This window comes from Amycolatopsis sp. SID8362, from assembly GCF_010550475.1.
GTDB classification, from domain to species: Bacteria; Actinomycetota; Actinomycetes; order Mycobacteriales; family Pseudonocardiaceae; genus Amycolatopsis; species Amycolatopsis eburnea.
The window spans coordinates 48783-64773 of sequence record NZ_JAAGNB010000966.1 but is presented as its reverse complement, the minus strand read 5'-3'; the positions used below and the strand labels follow the sequence as shown (position 1 = coordinate 64773).

Genomic DNA, 15991 nt, shown 5'->3' with positions numbered 1-15991 from the left:
TCAGCGGCGACACAGGGCACGTGCGCGGATTGTCTGGGTGATCTGTTCCCGGAGCGAATCGTTCCGGACGCGATGTCGCGCAGCTGCCCGCCACCGCCGCGGTTCAGCGGGGACGGCATCGCCGATGCGGGCGAGTCTGACGTGGTGGTCGGTTCGCCGACCTTTGTCAGCCGTGGCGCCGGCGACCTGGAACACGCCGGTAAGGTGCGGACGACCTTCGAACTCGCGAAACGTTACGGCTTTTCGGCCCGATCGCTCTTCGCGTCTCCGGCATCCTGGCTTCGGGGCAACTGGCGTAGGGCAAGCGCGGTCAGTACGAGCAGAACCGCGCCGAGCACGGTGAGCACGAGGGCCACCGTGTGCAACCCCTCGTCGGAGGCTCGTTCGCCGTAGGCGACTCCGATCAGGCTGGACGACAGGATCGCGCCGAGGTAGGTGAACGTGCGCAGCAGTCCGGCGGCGACGCCGATCGTCTCCGCGGGGGCCTGGTGGTAGAGCGCTGCCTGGTTGCCGATGACGCCGAGGCCGGAGATCACCGCGAACGCCATCGTGACCGCGATCAGCAGCCAGACCGGTGTGGTGGCGTGGAACGTGAGCAGGCACGCGGGACCGGCGACCGCGGCGATGCCGGTGGCCAGCAGGCAGGTCCGGACCTTGTCGCCGCGCGAGAAGGGGATGGCCAGGAGCGCCGCGGCCACGGACATCGGTACCATGACGTAACCCGCTGTGGCCGCGCTGAGGTGGCGTCCTTGCTCGAGCCACTGGGTGAACCCGTAGAGGATGCAGTAGCTCAGCAGGAACATGATCGCCACGCGGACGTAGGTAGCGGACAAAGCGCGGTTGCGCACCAGCATCCGGACGTCGACAAACGGGTGTGCGGCCCGCGTTTCCCACCAGAGCAGCACTGCGCCGAGGACCACCACCAGCCCCGCCAGTACCCAGCGCGGGTGGTGCAGGTCCTGGAGGAACACGATCAGGCTCGTGATGGCGACGGCGAACAGTGCCATGCCGGGCAGGTCGAGGGCGCGGGCGAGGGGGACCGACGACTCGCGTTCGCGGGAGCGGCGGGGGAGCCAGCGCAGGGCCGTGGCCAAAGTCAGCAGCGCCAAGGGCACGTTGATCAGGAAGGTCACGCGCCAGCCGCCGAACGCGACCAGCAGGCCGCCCAGGGGAAGGCCGATCGTGGCGCTCGTCTGGCCCGCGATCGCGAGGGCGCCGATCGCGCCCTCGGCGCGGCCGCCGGGGTTCTCGACCGCCCAGCGCCGGACCAGCATCATCGCCGTCGGGTAACCCGCGGCCGTGCCGATGCCGAGGACCGCCCGGGCGACCAGCAAGAGCGTGAAGTTCTCCGCCAGTGCGCCGAGGAGCCCGCCCGCCGCGACCAGCACCAGGCCGGTCAGGAACGTCTTCCGCGCCCCGAACCGTTCGGCGAGCTTGCCCATCGCCGGCTGGCCGATCGCGCTGGCCAGGTAGAGCGCCGCGACCAGGCCGGCCGCCGACGCCGCGTTGACGCGGAACGCCTGCCCGATGGCGACCAACGCGGTGGCGAGCACGGAGCTGTTGATCGGGTTGAGCGCCGAGCCGAGGACGAGGGGAGTCAGGTAGCGCCACCCGGGAGCGATCCGGCCGGGCGTTCCGGCGACGGTCTTCACCGGTCCTCCGGCGTCGCGGGGCGCGAGCGGACGGCGCGCGTCCCGGAGAGCCGGTCGAGGATCTCGATCAGCTTCGGCACGAGATCGCGTTCTTCGCCGGTCAGCTCCTGGTCCAGAGCGTCGGCGAGCCATGTGTTCCGCAAGGCGGACGCGGTCCGGACGGCTTCGCGTCCCTTGGCGGTCGGCTCGATCAGGCTCCGGCGGGCGTCCGCGGTGTCGGGACGGCGTTCGATCAGGCCGTCGCGCTCCAGCGCGGAGACGATCTGAGCCATCGACTGCGGGCGCATGTGCTCGGCCGCGGCCAGCTCACTCGTCGTGACAGCGGTGCCGCGGACGATGCGGTCCAATGCGACGAGCTGGCTCCTGGTCCAGGGGACCGGAAGCTGGAGCCCTTCGACCCGGAGGCGGCCGCGGAAGCGCTGGACAGCCAGGTCCAGGCCCGCGGCGAGTGCCGCCGACGGGTCCGTTCGGTCTTCGTTCATGCGGCAAGAATACAGGTAAACTGAACAGGTAGGCTGTCTATCTCGTCACGGTATACACCCGTAGACAAGTGACTCAGTGAAGTCTACAGTTGTATACATCGGCGGAGACGCCGCTGATCGAAGGACGACATCGAGGCGAACAATGGATCTTCAACTGACAGGCAAGCGCGCGCTCGTGACCGGGTCGAGCTCGGGACTCGGCGAAGCCATCGCCGGCCGCCTCGCCGCGGAGGGCGCCGAGGTCGTGGTGCACGGCCGCGACGTCGCCCGTGCCGAAAAGGTCGCCGCGGCGATCCAGGGTCAGGGTGGCCGGACCGCCGTGGCCATCGGCGATCTGGCCACGGACGAGGGTGCCGCCGCCGTCGCGGCCGCCGCGCTGGCCGGCGGCCCGATCGACATCCTGGTGAACAACGCGGGTGCGTACGAGCACCTGTCCTGGACGGACGCCACACCCGAGGATTGGCGGAACACTTACGAGGGCAACGTGATCTCCGGGGTCCGGATGATCCGGCACCTCGTCCCGCGGATGCGGGACCGGAGTTGGGGCCGGGTGATCACCATCGGCGGCGGGCTGGCGACCCAGCCGATGCAGTCGCACCCCCAGTACAACGCCACGCTGGCGGCCCGGCACAACCTCGCCGTGTCGCTCGCCCGCGAGCTGAAGGACACCGGCGTGACGTCCAATGTGGTCGCGCCCGGCGCCATCCTGGTGGAATCGGTGAAGGAACTCCTCACCGGCATCGCCCCGGCCCGAGGGTGGGGCGAGACGTGGGAGGAGATCGAGCGCGGCGCGGTGCGGGACATCATCCCGAACGACACCGGCCGGTTCGGCAAGCCGGAAGAGATCGCCGCGGCGGTCGCCTACCTGTGCAGCCCGCTGGCCGACTACGTCAGCGGCGCCAACCTCCGGGTGGACGGCGGCCTGATCCGCAACGTCACCTGACGCCGTGGCGTCAGCGCCGGGCGAACGCCGAGATCGTTTGCCGGGCGAAGCCGGTGGCGGCCAGCGCTGTGATGGCTCCGGCTTCCTCGTCGAGTTGCTCGTCCCGGCTCCTGTTCGCCGCGGAGAGGATGAGGCGCTTGGTTGCCGCCAAGGCGCCGGGGGCCATCCCGGCGAGGCGGCCGGCCAGCTCCCGTGCTTCGCCGAGGAGGGCGGAGTCGTTGATGACGGCTGTCGCGAGGCCCCAGTCGCGGGCCTCGTCCGCGGTGAGCGTCCGGTTGGTGAGCGCCAGTTCGAGGGCGCGGCGCGGGCCGAGGAGCTGGGGGAGCAGCGCGCTGGCTCCGTTGTCCGGCGACAGCCCGATCGCCGTGTAGGCGAGCCGGACCTTCGCCGAGCGGCCGAGCAGCACGAGGTCGGCGCCGAAGGCGAGGCCTACCCCGGCGCCGGCGACGGCGCCCTGCGCGGCGCAGACCACCGGGACGGTCAGGGCCGCGAGGTGGCGGTGTGCGGCGTGCACGACGTCGGCGACCTGGCTGACGTAGGAGGCGAGATCGGCTTCGTGCGCGGCGAAGGCGCGGACGTCGCCGCCGACGCAGAAGTGTGGTCCCTCGGCGCGGACGAGGACGACTCGCGCGTCCGTCCTGGTGAGCCGCTCGGTCGCCGCGGCGAGCTGCCGGCCGACGTCGAGGTCGATCGCGTTCGCGGCCAGGACCAGCTCGGCCACGTCGCCGCGCAGGTCGAGCCGCACTTCGCTGTCGGTCATCTCTTCTCCGGAGGTCAAGGAAGTCTTATGCTCTAATCATAATCCTAATTAGCGGCCGAAGGGATGGGGTCCGATGTTCGAGGTGTATCTGCGTGGCCTGCCCTGCGCGTGGTGCGGGCATCCCGCGATCGCGTTCGTGCCGGCGGTGGGCACGAGGCACCAGTACCGGGTGTGTCGGCTCGGCGAGCGCCCGGAAGGTGTCGCCACCGACCGGTTGATGCCGCGCCAGGAGTCTGGGCCGGTCGTCGTCGAAGAGTCGGCCGCCGCTGCTTGACGAGTAATGCTCCTATGATTAACCTACAAGGGCGACCGGACGAAGGAGTCCGTCGTCTGCCGGACCGCGATCGCCTGGTCCGGGCAAGGGAGGACGCTGATGCTGCACCCAGACGTCAACGAGCGCTACAGCCGCGTCGGCCGCGATACGCCCGCCGGTGCGCTCTACCGGCGTTACTGGCTTCCGGTCGCCACCGAGACGGACCTCGACGCCAACCCGGTGAAGCGGGTCCGGCTGCTCGGGGAGGACCTCGTGCTGTTCCGCGCCGAGACGGGCGAGCTGGGCCTGGTGGCCGAGCGGTGCCCGCACCGCGGCGCTTCCCTGGGCTACGGGTTCCCGGACGGCGCCGGGCTGCGCTGCCCGTACCACGGTTGGAAGTTCTCCCCGCAGGGCGAATGCCTGGAACAACCGAACCAGATGCCGCCGTCGGCCCAGTTGCAGGCACGGGCACGGACCACGAGCTACCCGGTCCGGGCGCTCGGCGGCCTGATCTTCGCCTACCTCGGGGAGACACCGGCGCCGGCGCTGCCGCGCCTGGATCTCTTCGCCCTCGAAGAGACCCCGACGCGCTTCCGCGACATCGGCTACGCCGTGATTCCGTGCAACTGGTTGCAGATCATGGAGAACTCGTTCGACCCGACCCACGTCGAGTGGCTGCACGGGCGGCTGTTCAACTACCACCTCGAGCGGGCCGGCGAAGAGCCGACCGTCCTCGGTGGACACCACATCAAGATCGGCTTCGACCTCGTCGACTACGGCATCATCAAGCGCCGGCTGCGCGAGGGCCAGACCGAGGACGACGAGGACTGGAAGGTCGGCCACCCGGTCTACTTCCCGAACATCCTCAAGGTCGGCGGTTACGGCCTCAGCTCCTTCCAGATCCGCGTGCCGATGGACGACCACCACACGCTGCACTTCTGGTACTGCTACTACGACGTGCCCGACGAGTACGCGAACCTCGTCGAGGAGGTTCGCGCCCTGCCCGACACCTACGAGGTGAAGCTCCAGGACGCGGACGGGAACTTCCTGATGGACACCATCGACTCGCAGGACGCGATGGTGTGGGTGACCCAAGGCGCGCTGACCACCCGTGACGACGAGCACCTCAGCTCGTCGGACCAGGGCATCGCGCTCTACCGCAACCTGCTCCGCAGCCAGTTGCAGGCGAACGAGACCGGCGGCGCCGTGATGAACGTGCACGACGCGGCGACCGAAGGCGAGCTGATCCAGCTGCCGCAGGAGAAGAAGGAACTCGGGATCGGTGGTGGCGGCGCCAACCCGATGGCGTCGTTCCTGCGGACGCAGGGTGTCTACAGCCCGCGGCTGAGCACGCTCACGCAGCGGATCGACGCCGTGGTGCGGAAGGCCGGCTGAGCGAGCCGTGGACTCCGCCGCCCCGAACTCCGCACCCGACGGGGGCTGCCGCGACGGCCGCCACCGCACCGGGACCGGGATCTGCCCGGCCTGCGGTGAATGGCTGCCCACCGCCTGGTGCCGGGCCGCCGGCTGCGGCTGGCGGGAGGCGATCGGCGAGCCGACGATCGCGGCCGCCGTACGCCACCACACCGAGACCGGCCACCCGATCCGCGTGCTGATCGACTGACGCGCCGGGGACAGTCCCGCCGCGAACCCCACTCCGTGACCGGCCCACGACGAGGGCCCCGGTCGCGGCCACCGAAAGAGGAGCGCATCCCATGCCCCGAAAGATCGTCGACGTCCACGGCCACCTCGTCGCCCCCGCCGAGCTGTACGCCTACCGCGAGTTCCTGATCGGCAGCCGCGGGCACTACGGCCGCCGGCTGAAGGGGTTCTCCGAGTCGCGGGAGGGCCTCGGGCACGGCCGTACCGGCGTCATCCCGCCGGAGGAGCTCAAGCACTTCGCCGAAGAGCACATCGCCTGGCTGGACAAGGTCGGCACCGACGTGCAGCTGGTCTCGGCGCGGCCCTACAGCCTGATGCACTCGGAGAAGCCGGCGCGGATCGTGCACTGGTGGGCCCAGGCCGTCAACGACGCCATCGCGACCCAGGTGCAGTTCTACCCGCAGCGGCTGCAGGGCATCTGCAACCTCCCGCTGGTCTGGGGCGAGCCGGTCTCCGTCGTCTTCGAAGAGCTCGAGCGCTGCGTCAACGAGCTGGGCTTCGTCGGCGTGCTGGTCAACCCGGACCCGAGCGAAGGCCGCGCGCCGATGGAGGTGCCCGGGCTCGGTGACGAGTACTGGTACCCGCTGTACGAGAAGCTGGTCGAGTACCAGCTGCCGATGCTGGTGCACTCCTGCGGCTGCGTGTCCCTGCGCGAGAACCAGAGCCTGCACTTCATCTCCGAGGAGAGCACCGCGGTGATGTCGCTGGTGCAGTCCGACGTGTTCGACGTCTTCCCGGACCTGAAGGTCGTGGTGCCGCACGGCGGCGGCGCGATCCCGTACCAGGTGGGCCGGTTCCGCGGCACCTACTGGCAGGGCACCGAGCGCGGCGGGACGTTCGACGAGGCGATCCGGAAGCTCTACTACGACACCTGCCTCTACAGCGAGGAAGCGCTTGCTCTGCTGGTCAAGGTGATCGGCAGCGACCGCGTGGTGTTCGGCACCGAGCGGCCCGGCGACGGCTCGCACAAGAAGACGCCGACGGCAGGCTGGGCCGACGACATCGCCGGGGTCCTGCGCGGCATCCCCGCGCACTCGGCGCAGGACCTGGATCTCATGCTCGGCGACACCGCGCTGGACATCTACCCGCGCCTGCGCAAGAACCTGGAAGCGGCGGGCTGAGATGACCTCCGAACTGCTCGAACCGACGCAGACCGAGGCCGAACGGGACGCCATCGTCGGCCTGGTCCGCGAGTTCGTCCAGGAGCGGGTGGCGCCCCGGGTCGCCGAGTACGACGCGGCCGAGGAACTGCCCGCCGACCTGCTCCAGGAAATGGCGCGGATGGGCTTCTTCGGCGGCGTGGTGCCGGTCGAATGGGGCGGCCTCGGCCTCGACCACGTCACCTTCACCCGGATCATCGAAGAGGTTTCGCGCGTCGACCACTGCCTGGGCGTGCTGATGAGCATGCCCTCGGCGCTCGTCGGCTCCGGCCTGCTGGAGTTCGGCACGACCGAGCAGAAGCAGCAGTGGCTGGTACCGCTGGCCGAGGGCAAGCTGTTCGGCGGCGCCGGGGTCACCGAGCCCCGGTCCGGCAGCGACGTCGCCGGCACGCAGACCCGCTACACCCGCGAGAGCGGCGGGTACGTGCTCAACGGCGCGAAGGCTTGGATCACCAACCTGGACCGGGCGTCGTTCTTCGTCACCTTCGCCACGCGGGACCCCGCGCTGGGGCGCCGTGGCCTGTCGGCGTTCATCGTGCCCGCCGACGCGCCGGGCGTGCTCAAGAACCCCGTGCACAACAAGCTGGGCTTCCGCCCGCTGTGCAGTGGCGACCTCGTCTTCGACAACGTCCGCCTGGCGCCCGACGCGATGCTCGGGGCCGAGGGCGACGGGTTCGCGGTCGCGATGAACGCCGTGGAGCGCGGCCGCCTGTCGGTCGCCTCGCGCGCGGTGGGGCTGGCTCAGTCCTGTTTGGACGCTTCGGTGCGCTACGCGCGCGACCGGGTCGTGTTCGGCCAGCCGATCACGGACTTCCAGATGGTGCAGCAGAAGATCGCGAACATGGCCGTCTCGGTGCAGGCCGCGCGGTTGCTCACCGAGCGGTGCGCCGAGGCCATGCAACGGGGTGAACGCGCCCGCGTCGAAGCCAGCATGGCCAAGATGTACGCGAGCGACGTCGCGCAGGCCGTGGCCACGGATGCGGTCCAGATCCACGGCGCCTACGGCGTGTCCGAGGAATACCCCGTGGCACGGGCCTACCGCGACGCGAAGGTGTTCCAGATCGTCGAAGGCGCGAACGACATCCACCGCGTGCTCATCGCCAAGGACGCCATCCGCGGGGAGTCACGCCGATGACCGCGGACGTCCGTGCCGCGGCTCGCCGGCTGAAGCCCGGCGGGCTCGGCGAGGCCTCGGCGCGGGACCTGCTCGCGCCCCTGGACCTGCCGTTCGTCCCGGCCACCCCGGTTCGTTCGGCTGACGAAGCCGTGGCCGTCGCTCGCGATTTCGGCTTCCCAGTGGTGCTGAAAGCGCTCACCGACGACGTGCTGCACAAATCCGACGCGGGCCTGGTCGAACTCGGCCTCGCCACGGCGGACGCGGTGTCCGCGGCGCATGACCGGCTCGTCGAACGGGTCACGGCGCTCGGCGCCGCCGACGCCCGCGTCGTCGTGCAGCCGATGGCGCAGCCGGGCACGGACCTCATCCTCGGCTGGGTCCGGGACCCGACGTTCGGCCCGGTCGTCGTCGCCGGGCTCGGCGGGGTGACCGTCGAACTGTTCCGCGACGTCGCCCGCCGCGTCGCCCCGGTGACCGTGGACGACGCCGACGAGATGCTGCGGTCACTGCGGTGCGCGCCGCTGCTGACCGGGTTCCGGGGCGCCGCGCCCGTCGACACGGAGCAGTTCAGCGAGCTGGTAGCGCGGGTGTCCGAGCTGGCGCTCGCCGTGCCGGAACTGTCCGAACTGGACCTGAACCCGGTGCGGGTGCTCGCCGACGGCACCTGTGTCGTGCTCGACGCCCGCGTGGTGGTCGAGCCGGTGACCGCCGTCGAACCGCGGGGGAGCGCCCCCGACCTCACGGCCCTGCTCCGGCCGCGGAGCATCGCGGTCGTCGGCGCATCCCGGGACGCCACCCGGCCCGGCGCCCGCATCCTGGCGTCCCTGCGCGAGCACGGGTTCGCGGGCGAGCTGCACCCGGTCAACCCGGCCGGTGGCGAAGTCGGCGGGTTGCCTGCCGTGACGTCCTTGAGCGAGCTGCCGGGGGTGCCGGACCTCGTCTGCGTCGCCTTGCCCGCCAAGGCTGCCGTCGAGTCGGTCCGCGACTGCGTCCGGCTCGGCGTCCCGGCCGTGATCGTGTTCGCCTCCGGGTTCGGCGAGGCGGGCGCGGCGGGGCAGGCGCTCGAAGCCGAGCTGCGCGCCGCCGTGGCAGGCTCCGCCACGACCCTGTGCGGGCCCAACACGATCGGCGTCGTCAGCGCGCACCACCGGATGGCCGCGACGTTCAGCCAGGCCATCACCGGTTTCCCGCTGCGCGAGTCGGGTACCTGCCTGATCGCCCAGAGCGGCGCCGTCGCGGGCAGCCTGGTGTCGCGGGAACTGGCCGACGGCTACGGCATCGGCGACTGGGTGACCGTCGGCAACCAGTCCCAAGTGGACGTCGCCGACTACCTGGAGCACTTCACGACACTCGACACGACCCGGTCGATCGCGGTGTTCCTCGAAGGCGTGCCCGACGGCGACCGCTTCCGTCGCGCGTTGTCCGCCGCGCGAACCCGCGGGGTGCCGGTGGCGGTGTTCAAGACCGGCGTCACCGAAGCGGGCCGCCGCGCGGTGTCCTCGCACTCGGGCGCCCTCGCCGGCAGCGGCGAGGCGTACCGCGCGGTGCTGGCGCAGGAGAGCGCGGTGCAGGTCACCGAGCTGACCGGCCTGCTCGAGATCGCCTGGACGCTCGGCAACACACCGCGCCCCGCCGGCGGCCGGGTCGCGGTCGTCACCACTTCGGGCGGCGCGGGCAGCGCCACCGCGGACCTGATCGACCAGCACGGACTCGCGCTGGCGGCGTTCGAGGAGCGGACCGCGGCCGACCTGGCCGCAGTGCTCCCCGCCTTCGCCCACGTCGACGATCCCCTCGACATCACGGCCGAAGGCACGTTCGCCGAGGGCACCGTGCGCCGCGTCGTCGAACTCGTCGCCGGAGACCCCGGCGTCGACCTCGTCTGCGTGGTGCTGACCAGCATCGCGGGCGAGGACGCCGTCCGCGTCGCGCGGCAGATCGCCGACGCGGCCGGCGGCAGCCCGAAACCCGTGCTCGTGTCCTGGCTCGTCACCCGCTCGCTCGCCGCCGACGGCATGGCCCTGCTGGCCGGACGCGGCATCCGGGTCTTCACCGAGCCCGCCCGCATGGTCGCCGCGGCCGCCGCCCTCGTTTCCGCACCGCAACCCAGGAGTACTCGTGTCTGACACCGATGCCGTCGAAGAGCTGCGGGCGCTGGTCGCGTTGTCGTGCCGCATCCTGGCGGCCACCGGGTGCGTCCGCGAGATCACCGGGCATGTCAGCACCCGGGTGCCCGGCACCGACCGGATCCTCGTCCGGTGCCGCCCACCGCAGGACCCGGGCGTGCGGTTCACCGTCGTCGGCGACATCCACCTCGTCGGCCTCGACGCGACGAACGCCGACCTCCCGGACGGCTACGCGCTGCCGGGGGAGTGGCCGATCCACACCGAGCTGTATCGGCAGCGCCCGGACGTCGGCTCCGTGGTGCACGGGCATCCGGAAGCGTCGCTGAAGTGCGGCATCCTCGGGCTGCCGATGGAGCCGGTGATCGGGGCGTACGACCCGGGCGCGATGGAGCTGGCCGTGCGCGGCGTGCCGACGTACCCGCGGGCCGTGCTCATCAGTGACCGGAAGCTCGGCGGCGAAGTGGCCGACACGATGGACACTGCCGATGCCTGCCTGCTGCGCGGGCACGGCGTGGTCGCCGTCGGCGCCGACCTGCAGCAGGCGACGGTCCGCGCGATCAAGCTCGAAACGCTCGCCGAGCTGACGCTGAGCCTGCACTCGGTGCCGGGCGGCCGGCCGCAGCACCTGTCCGAAGAGGACATCGCCGAAGTCTCGGGTTTCGTGAACAGCCGCAACGCCGCGAAGACTTACGCCCACTGGACGTGGGACTACTACCGCCACACGCTCGGCGACGCCGCCGACGTGACCCGGCGCGGCTGACTCGTCAAGGAGGAACACATGGCACAGGTAGTGGGCGGCGCCGCGGTGTCGCACAGTCCGCAGCTCTCCATGGAATCGGGCGGGTGGCGCGCGCACGGCGACCTCGAACTGCCCCGGCTCGGCGCGCTCGGCCTGACGCCGACCGACCGGTCCCAGGAGGAGTTGGAAGACGAACTCGACCCGGCCCTGCTGGCCGAGCGGTACCAGGCGTGCCAGCGCGCTTTGGAGAAGACCCGGGACGAGCTGCTCGCCCTGCGGCCGGACGTCCTGGTCGTGATCGGCGACGACCAGCGGGAACTGTTCCTCGACGACATCATGCCCGCGGTCTCGATCTTCTGGGGCGAGTCCCTGGAGGACCGGCCGCCGGGTGCCGAGGCCTATCCATCCACAATGGAAACGGCGTACAAGTACTACCACGCCGCCGAAGTCGACGTGTACGAAACGCACGCGGGGCTGGGCCTGCACCTGGTCGAGCAGCTCGTCGAGGGCGGCTTCGACGTCGCGCAGTTCACCGAGCAGCCGAAGGACCGCTCGCTCGGCCACGCGTTCACCTTCGTCTACCGCCGCCTGCTGGAAGGCCTGCCCCGCATCCCGCTGGTGCCGATCTTCCTCAACACCTACTACCCGCCGAACCAGCCCACGCCGGGTCGCTGCGTCCAATTCGGACAGGGACTCCGCAAGGCGATCGACAGCTGGCCGTCGGACCTGCGGGTGGCGCTGATCGCCTCCGGCGGCCTGACCCACCCGATCATCGACGAGAAGCTGGACCGCGGCCTGCTCGAAGCCCTGGAAGCGCACGACCACGAGGCCCTGTCCCGAATTCCCGTGGACGGCCTGCGCGAAGGCAGCTCCGAGATCCGCAACTGGATCGCCGTCGGCGCGGCCCTGCACGACGCGCCCGGAAAGGTCGTCGACTACATCCCGGCGTACCGCTCGAAGGCGGGTTCGGGCTGCGGCATGGGGTTCTTCACCTGGACCCGGGCATGACCCCGGTCCGGGACCGGCTGCTCGCCCTCGACACGTGCGTGCTGTCGGACGCGCTCGACGCGCGCGGCCTGTCCGGCGCGGTCGCCGGTGTCCTGCCGGTCTGGGAAGGCGCCCGGCTGGCCGGGCGGGTGGTGACGATGCGGACGGTGCCCGCCGACGGCCGCGCCAGTCGCAGCCACCTGGGCACCGCGGCGATCGAACGGGCCGCCGAAGGCGAAGTGGTGGTCGTGCAGCAGGACACCGGCCGGCCCTTCCGGTCGGCCACCTGGGGCGGCCTGCTCGCGCGCGCCGCGTCGCTGAAAGGACTGGCCGGAGTCGTCGTCGACGGCGCGTGCCGGGACGTCGACGAGATCCGCGAACTCGGCCTGCCGGTGTCCGCGCGGGAAGCCATCCCCTTCACCGCGCGGGGCCGGATCGTCGAGGACGCGGTCGGCGTGCCGGTGCGGATCGGCGGCGTCGAGGTGCACGAGGGCGACTACGTGCTCGCGGACGGCAGCGGCGCGGTGTTCGTCCGCGCGGCCGACGTCGAGGACGTGCTCGCGGCCGCCGAGCGGCTGGTGGCCCGCGAGCGGTTGATGGCCGAAGACCTGCGGGCGGGCCGGCGCCCGTCCGACGTCCTCGGCACGGACTACGAGGAGATGCTCAATGCCTGACCAGACGGCCGACCGGGCGCGGGCGATCGGCACCGCCGGGCTGTCCGACGCGCTGGACAAGCTCGGCCTGCCGGGCGCCGTGCCCGGGATCGTGCCCTTCGACCCGCGGTTCTCGATCTGCGGGCGGGCGTTCACCGGCCAGTACGAACCGGTCGACGCTCTCGGCGGGACCGTCGGCGACTACATCGACGACGTCGAGCCCGGGCAGATCGTGGTGCTGAGCAACGACGGGCGCCTCGACTGCACGGTCTGGGGCGACATCCTCACCGCCGTCGCGAACGCGCGCGGCATCGGCGGCACCGTGATCGAAGGGGTCTGCCGCGACGTCGCCGACAGCCTGGCCATCGGCTACCCGGTGTTCGCCCGCGGCCGCAGCATGCAGACCGGCAAGGACCGGGTGCGCCTCGCCCACACCGGCCGTCCCGTGCGGCTGGGTTCGGTGCTGGTGCACCCCGGCGACGTGATCCGCGGCGACGCCGACGGCGTTGTGGTCCTCGCCGTGGACCGGGCCGACGACGTGCTCGACGTCGCGGAGGGCATCGAGCGCGCCGAGGACAGCATCCGGACGGCGGTCGCGGACGGCCGGCGGCTCGACGAGGCACGGGCCGAGATGGGTTACCACTCGCTGCAGACGAAAGCCGGCGCACGATGACCGCGCAGGCGACCCGGCTCGGCGAGTTCGGTACGGCGACGCTGCACGAGTCCGGGGCGACCCCGCTGCCGCCGCAGCTGCGGCCCCTCGACCCGGCGTGGCGGATCTGCGGGTACGCGTTCACCGTCCGGCTGACCCCCGGCAACAACATCTGGCTGCACCGTGCGCTCTACGCGGCCGCGCCGGGGGACGTCCTCGTCGCCTCGACCGGTGGCGCCTTCGAATTCGGTTACTGGGGCGACATCCTGACCAGCGCGGCGATCGCCCGCCGGCTCGGCGGCCTGGTGCTCGACGGCTGCGTGCGCGACTCGGCGGAGCTGCTGCAGCTGGGCTTCCCGGTGTTTTCACGCGGTTTGTGCGTCCGCGGCACCGGCAAGGACACGACGGGCGGCGACCTCGACGCCGACATCACCATCGGCTCGGTGGTCGTGCGGCCCGGCGACCTGGTCGTCGGGGACGCCGACGGCGTCGTCGTCTCGCCGCGGGAGGACGCCGCCGTGATCGGCGAGCGCGCGGCGCGGCGGGAGGACAAGGAAGCCTCCGTGCGCCGGCGGATCGCCGCCGGCGAGTCCACTCTCGACATCTACGGGTTCTGATGGACACGCACGGGGTGGGCATCGCCGGCTGGGGTGCGGCCGGGCAGCTGATGGCCGCCGCGCTCGGGCACTCGGAGCGGTTCCGGCTCGCAGGGGTCGCGGACGTCGACCCGGCGGCCCGCGAGCACGCCGCCGCCGAGACCGGCTGCCGGGTGCACCCGGACGTCGCTTCGCTGGCCGCGTCCGGTGACGTCGACGTCGTGTACGTCGCGACGCCGACCGCCACGCACCTGGAAGCGGTCCGGGCCGTTGCCGCGCAAGGAAAACACGTCATCTCGGAGAAACCCCTCGCCACGACACTGACGGACGCGCGGCTGGCGGTCGAAGCCGCTGAACGTGCCGGTGTCGTCCTGCTCGTCGGCGCGACCCACAGCTACAACGCGCCGGTCCGCGTCCTGCGGCGGCTGGTCGAAGACGGGACGCTCGGCCCCTTGCTGTCGGTGTGCGCGAACTGCCACACCGACTGGCGCCGCCGCCCGCGTTCCGCCGCGGACCTCGATGCCGCGCAGGGCAACGGTTTGGTGCTCCGCCAAGGCGCCCACCAGATCGACGTCCTGCGGTACGTGTGCGGCGGGCTGACCGAGTCCGTCACCGGGACGACGTTCGGCGGCGCCGACGGGACCGAACTCGGGTTCTCGGCCCAGCTCGCGTTCCCCGGCGGCGTCCACGCGAGCGCGTACTACGTGGGCACCGGCGGGTTCGACAGCCGGCTCCAGACCTGGGGAGTCGGCGAACTCGGCACCTTCGACGTCGCCGCCACCCCGGAGACGAGCCGGTTCTTCGTCCTGCCGGGTGAAGGAGCGGTGTCCCCGGTCTTCGGCACCCTGGCGGCGACCTTCGCGGACGGCGGCGCCTGGGTCACCCCCACCGGCGCGCTCGTGTTCGCGGGCGACGACGTCACCGAAGTCGGCGTCGAAGACGAGGCGTCCGGCTGGCAGGCGCTGCTGGCAGAGCTGGCCGGTGCGCTCGACGGGCACCCGGCCGTCCACACCGGACGCTGGGGCCTGGCGACGCTCGAAGTGGCGCTCGCCCTGCACGAGTCCGCCCGCACCGGCCGGCGCGTCGGCCTGCACCACCAGGTCCCCACCCAGCCCGACCTTCAGGCGTAAGGAGAACAAGATGATCATCGACGCGCACGCGCACGTCAACGCCCCGCCGGAGCTGTACGCCTACCAGGCGGCCCTCATGTCCTCGCGCGGTGCCCACGGGCAGGGGAGCGCGGGTGTCTCCGACGCCGCGCTCAAGGAGTGGGGCGAGCGCACCCTCGCCACCATGGACGGCGTCGGCACCGACCTGCAGCTGATCTCGCCGCGGCCATTCCACTGCGGGCACTCGATGCGCCCGGCGAAGACCGTGCACTGGTGGACCAGCGCGGTCAACGACGTCATCGCCCGCCAGGCCGCGCTGTTCCCCGGCCGGCTGGCCGGGGTCGCCGGCCTGCCGCAGGCGTACGGCGAGAGCGCGACCGACTGGGTCGGCGCCCTTGAGGAGGCCGTCACCCAACTGGGGATGGTGGGCTGCGTGCTCAACCCCGACCCGTCCGAGGGCACCGGGCACGTGCCGCCGCTGGGTGACCCGTTCTGGTACCCGCTGTACGAAAAGCTGGTGGAGCTCGACGTGCCGGCGCTGATCCACTCGGGCAGCTGCCTCAACGACCGGGAGACCTACAGCGAGCACTTCGTCACCGAGGAGAGCATCGCGATCCTCACGCTGCTGAACTCCGAGGTGTTCCTGCGCTACCCGACGCTGAAGATCATCGTCGCGCACGGCGGCGGCTCGGTGCCGTACCAGATCGGGCGCTGGCGGGCGGCTCGCGCGCACCCGAAGCTGCGCCTGGGCCACGTGCTCAAGGACGAGTCGTTCGACGAGAGCCTGCGGCGGCTGTGGTTCGACACGGTCCTGCACAACCCCGGTTCGCTCGAGCTGCTGATCAAGACGGTCGGCGCGGACAGGTGCCTGTTCGGCACCGAGCGGCCGGGCAGCGGCACCGCGCCCGACCCGGTGACCGGGCACGACTTCGACGACATCCGGCCGGTCGTCGAGGGCTTCGGGTTCCTCAGCGAGGCCGAGAAGACCGCGATCCTCGCGGGCAACGCGCAGTCGCTCTTCAAGCTGACCCCGACGGCGGGGTGACGTCAGGCGAAGAAGCCCTCCGGCGCGGCGGTTCGTCGCGGCAGAGGGCTCTGCGTGT

At 71.7% G+C, this 15991-nt stretch carries 17 protein-coding genes; 14 read left to right on the top strand and 3 right to left on the bottom strand.

Annotated features, from left to right (window positions below; all coding sequences use genetic code 11):
- Positions 1-233 precede the first annotated feature (233 nt).
- A complete protein-coding gene (locus tag G3I65_RS29935) occupies positions 234-1652 on the bottom strand; it encodes an MFS transporter (RefSeq protein WP_203612543.1) in 1419 nt (472 codons plus the stop codon).
- Positions 1649-2134 carry a MarR family winged helix-turn-helix transcriptional regulator gene (locus G3I65_RS29930; RefSeq protein WP_160699065.1) on the bottom strand — a complete coding sequence of 162 codons (486 nt, stop codon included), beginning with the start codon at positions 2132-2134 and terminating at the stop codon, positions 1649-1651. Before G3I65_RS29930 ends, G3I65_RS29935 begins: the two co-directional genes overlap by 4 nt.
- A gap of 142 nt (positions 2135-2276) precedes the next feature.
- Here G3I65_RS29930 and G3I65_RS29925 point away from each other — a divergent pair, with 142 nt between their 5' ends.
- Positions 2277-3077, top strand: coding sequence for an SDR family NAD(P)-dependent oxidoreductase (locus tag G3I65_RS29925; RefSeq protein ID WP_160699064.1), 801 nt, complete (start codon positions 2277-2279; stop codon positions 3075-3077).
- 10 nt (positions 3078-3087) lie between these two features.
- On the opposite strand, the gene G3I65_RS29920 is transcribed toward G3I65_RS29925, so the two are convergent.
- Positions 3088-3837, bottom strand: a complete 750-nt coding sequence (locus tag G3I65_RS29920; protein ID WP_160699063.1) for an enoyl-CoA hydratase/isomerase family protein — start codon at positions 3835-3837, stop codon at positions 3088-3090.
- A gap of 73 nt (positions 3838-3910) precedes the next feature.
- Between G3I65_RS29920 and G3I65_RS29915 the strand changes: the two genes are divergently transcribed.
- The 13 genes from G3I65_RS29915 to G3I65_RS29855 all read left to right on the top strand — a co-directional run bounded on the left by G3I65_RS29915 (position 3911) and on the right by G3I65_RS29855 (position 15933).
- On the top strand, positions 3911-4111 hold the full coding sequence (locus G3I65_RS29915; protein WP_160699062.1) for a hypothetical protein: 201 nt from the start codon (positions 3911-3913) through the stop codon (positions 4109-4111).
- Positions 4112-4210: 99 nt separating this feature from the next.
- Positions 4211-5485 (top strand): aromatic ring-hydroxylating dioxygenase subunit alpha, encoded by a 1275-nt coding sequence (locus tag G3I65_RS29910; RefSeq protein ID WP_160699061.1) that lies wholly within the window; start codon positions 4211-4213, stop codon positions 5483-5485.
- Between the two features lie 7 nt (positions 5486-5492).
- The gene (locus G3I65_RS29905) at positions 5493-5714 is read left to right on the top strand and encodes a hypothetical protein (RefSeq protein ID WP_160699060.1); all 222 of its coding nucleotides are present in this window, start codon (positions 5493-5495) and stop codon (positions 5712-5714) included.
- 91 nt (positions 5715-5805) lie between these two features.
- Positions 5806-6873, top strand: a complete 1068-nt coding sequence (locus G3I65_RS29900; protein WP_160699059.1) for an amidohydrolase family protein — start codon at positions 5806-5808, stop codon at positions 6871-6873.
- 1 nt (position 6874) lies between these two features.
- Entirely contained in the window at positions 6875-8047 is a 1173-nt protein-coding gene (locus G3I65_RS29895; RefSeq protein WP_160699058.1) for an acyl-CoA dehydrogenase family protein, read from the top strand.
- Positions 8044-10152 (top strand): acetate--CoA ligase family protein, encoded by a 2109-nt coding sequence (locus tag G3I65_RS29890; RefSeq protein ID WP_160699057.1) that lies wholly within the window; start codon positions 8044-8046, stop codon positions 10150-10152. The genes G3I65_RS29895 and G3I65_RS29890 overlap by 4 nt, the downstream gene beginning before the upstream one ends.
- The gene (locus G3I65_RS29885) at positions 10145-10912 is read left to right on the top strand and encodes a class II aldolase/adducin family protein (protein WP_160699056.1); all 768 of its coding nucleotides are present in this window, start codon (positions 10145-10147) and stop codon (positions 10910-10912) included. Before G3I65_RS29890 ends, G3I65_RS29885 begins: the two co-directional genes overlap by 8 nt.
- 18 nt (positions 10913-10930) lie before the next feature.
- A complete protein-coding gene (locus G3I65_RS29880) occupies positions 10931-11899 on the top strand; it encodes an extradiol ring-cleavage dioxygenase (protein ID WP_160699055.1) in 969 nt (322 codons plus the stop codon).
- On the top strand, positions 11896-12552 hold the full coding sequence (locus tag G3I65_RS29875; protein WP_160699054.1) for an RraA family protein: 657 nt from the start codon (positions 11896-11898) through the stop codon (positions 12550-12552). The genes G3I65_RS29880 and G3I65_RS29875 overlap by 4 nt, the downstream gene beginning before the upstream one ends.
- On the top strand, positions 12545-13204 hold the full coding sequence (locus G3I65_RS29870; RefSeq protein ID WP_160699053.1) for an RraA family protein: 660 nt from the start codon (positions 12545-12547) through the stop codon (positions 13202-13204). Before G3I65_RS29875 ends, G3I65_RS29870 begins: the two co-directional genes overlap by 8 nt.
- Entirely contained in the window at positions 13201-13800 is a 600-nt protein-coding gene (locus G3I65_RS29865) for an RraA family protein (RefSeq protein WP_160699052.1), read from the top strand. Before G3I65_RS29870 ends, G3I65_RS29865 begins: the two co-directional genes overlap by 4 nt.
- Entirely contained in the window at positions 13800-14909 is a 1110-nt protein-coding gene (locus G3I65_RS29860) for a Gfo/Idh/MocA family protein (RefSeq protein WP_160699051.1), read from the top strand. Before G3I65_RS29865 ends, G3I65_RS29860 begins: the two co-directional genes overlap by 1 nt.
- A gap of 10 nt (positions 14910-14919) precedes the next feature.
- Complete coding sequence (locus G3I65_RS29855) at positions 14920-15933, top strand: amidohydrolase family protein (protein WP_160699050.1); 1014 nt, start codon at positions 14920-14922, stop codon at positions 15931-15933.
- The last annotated feature ends 58 nt before the right edge of the window (positions 15934-15991 follow it).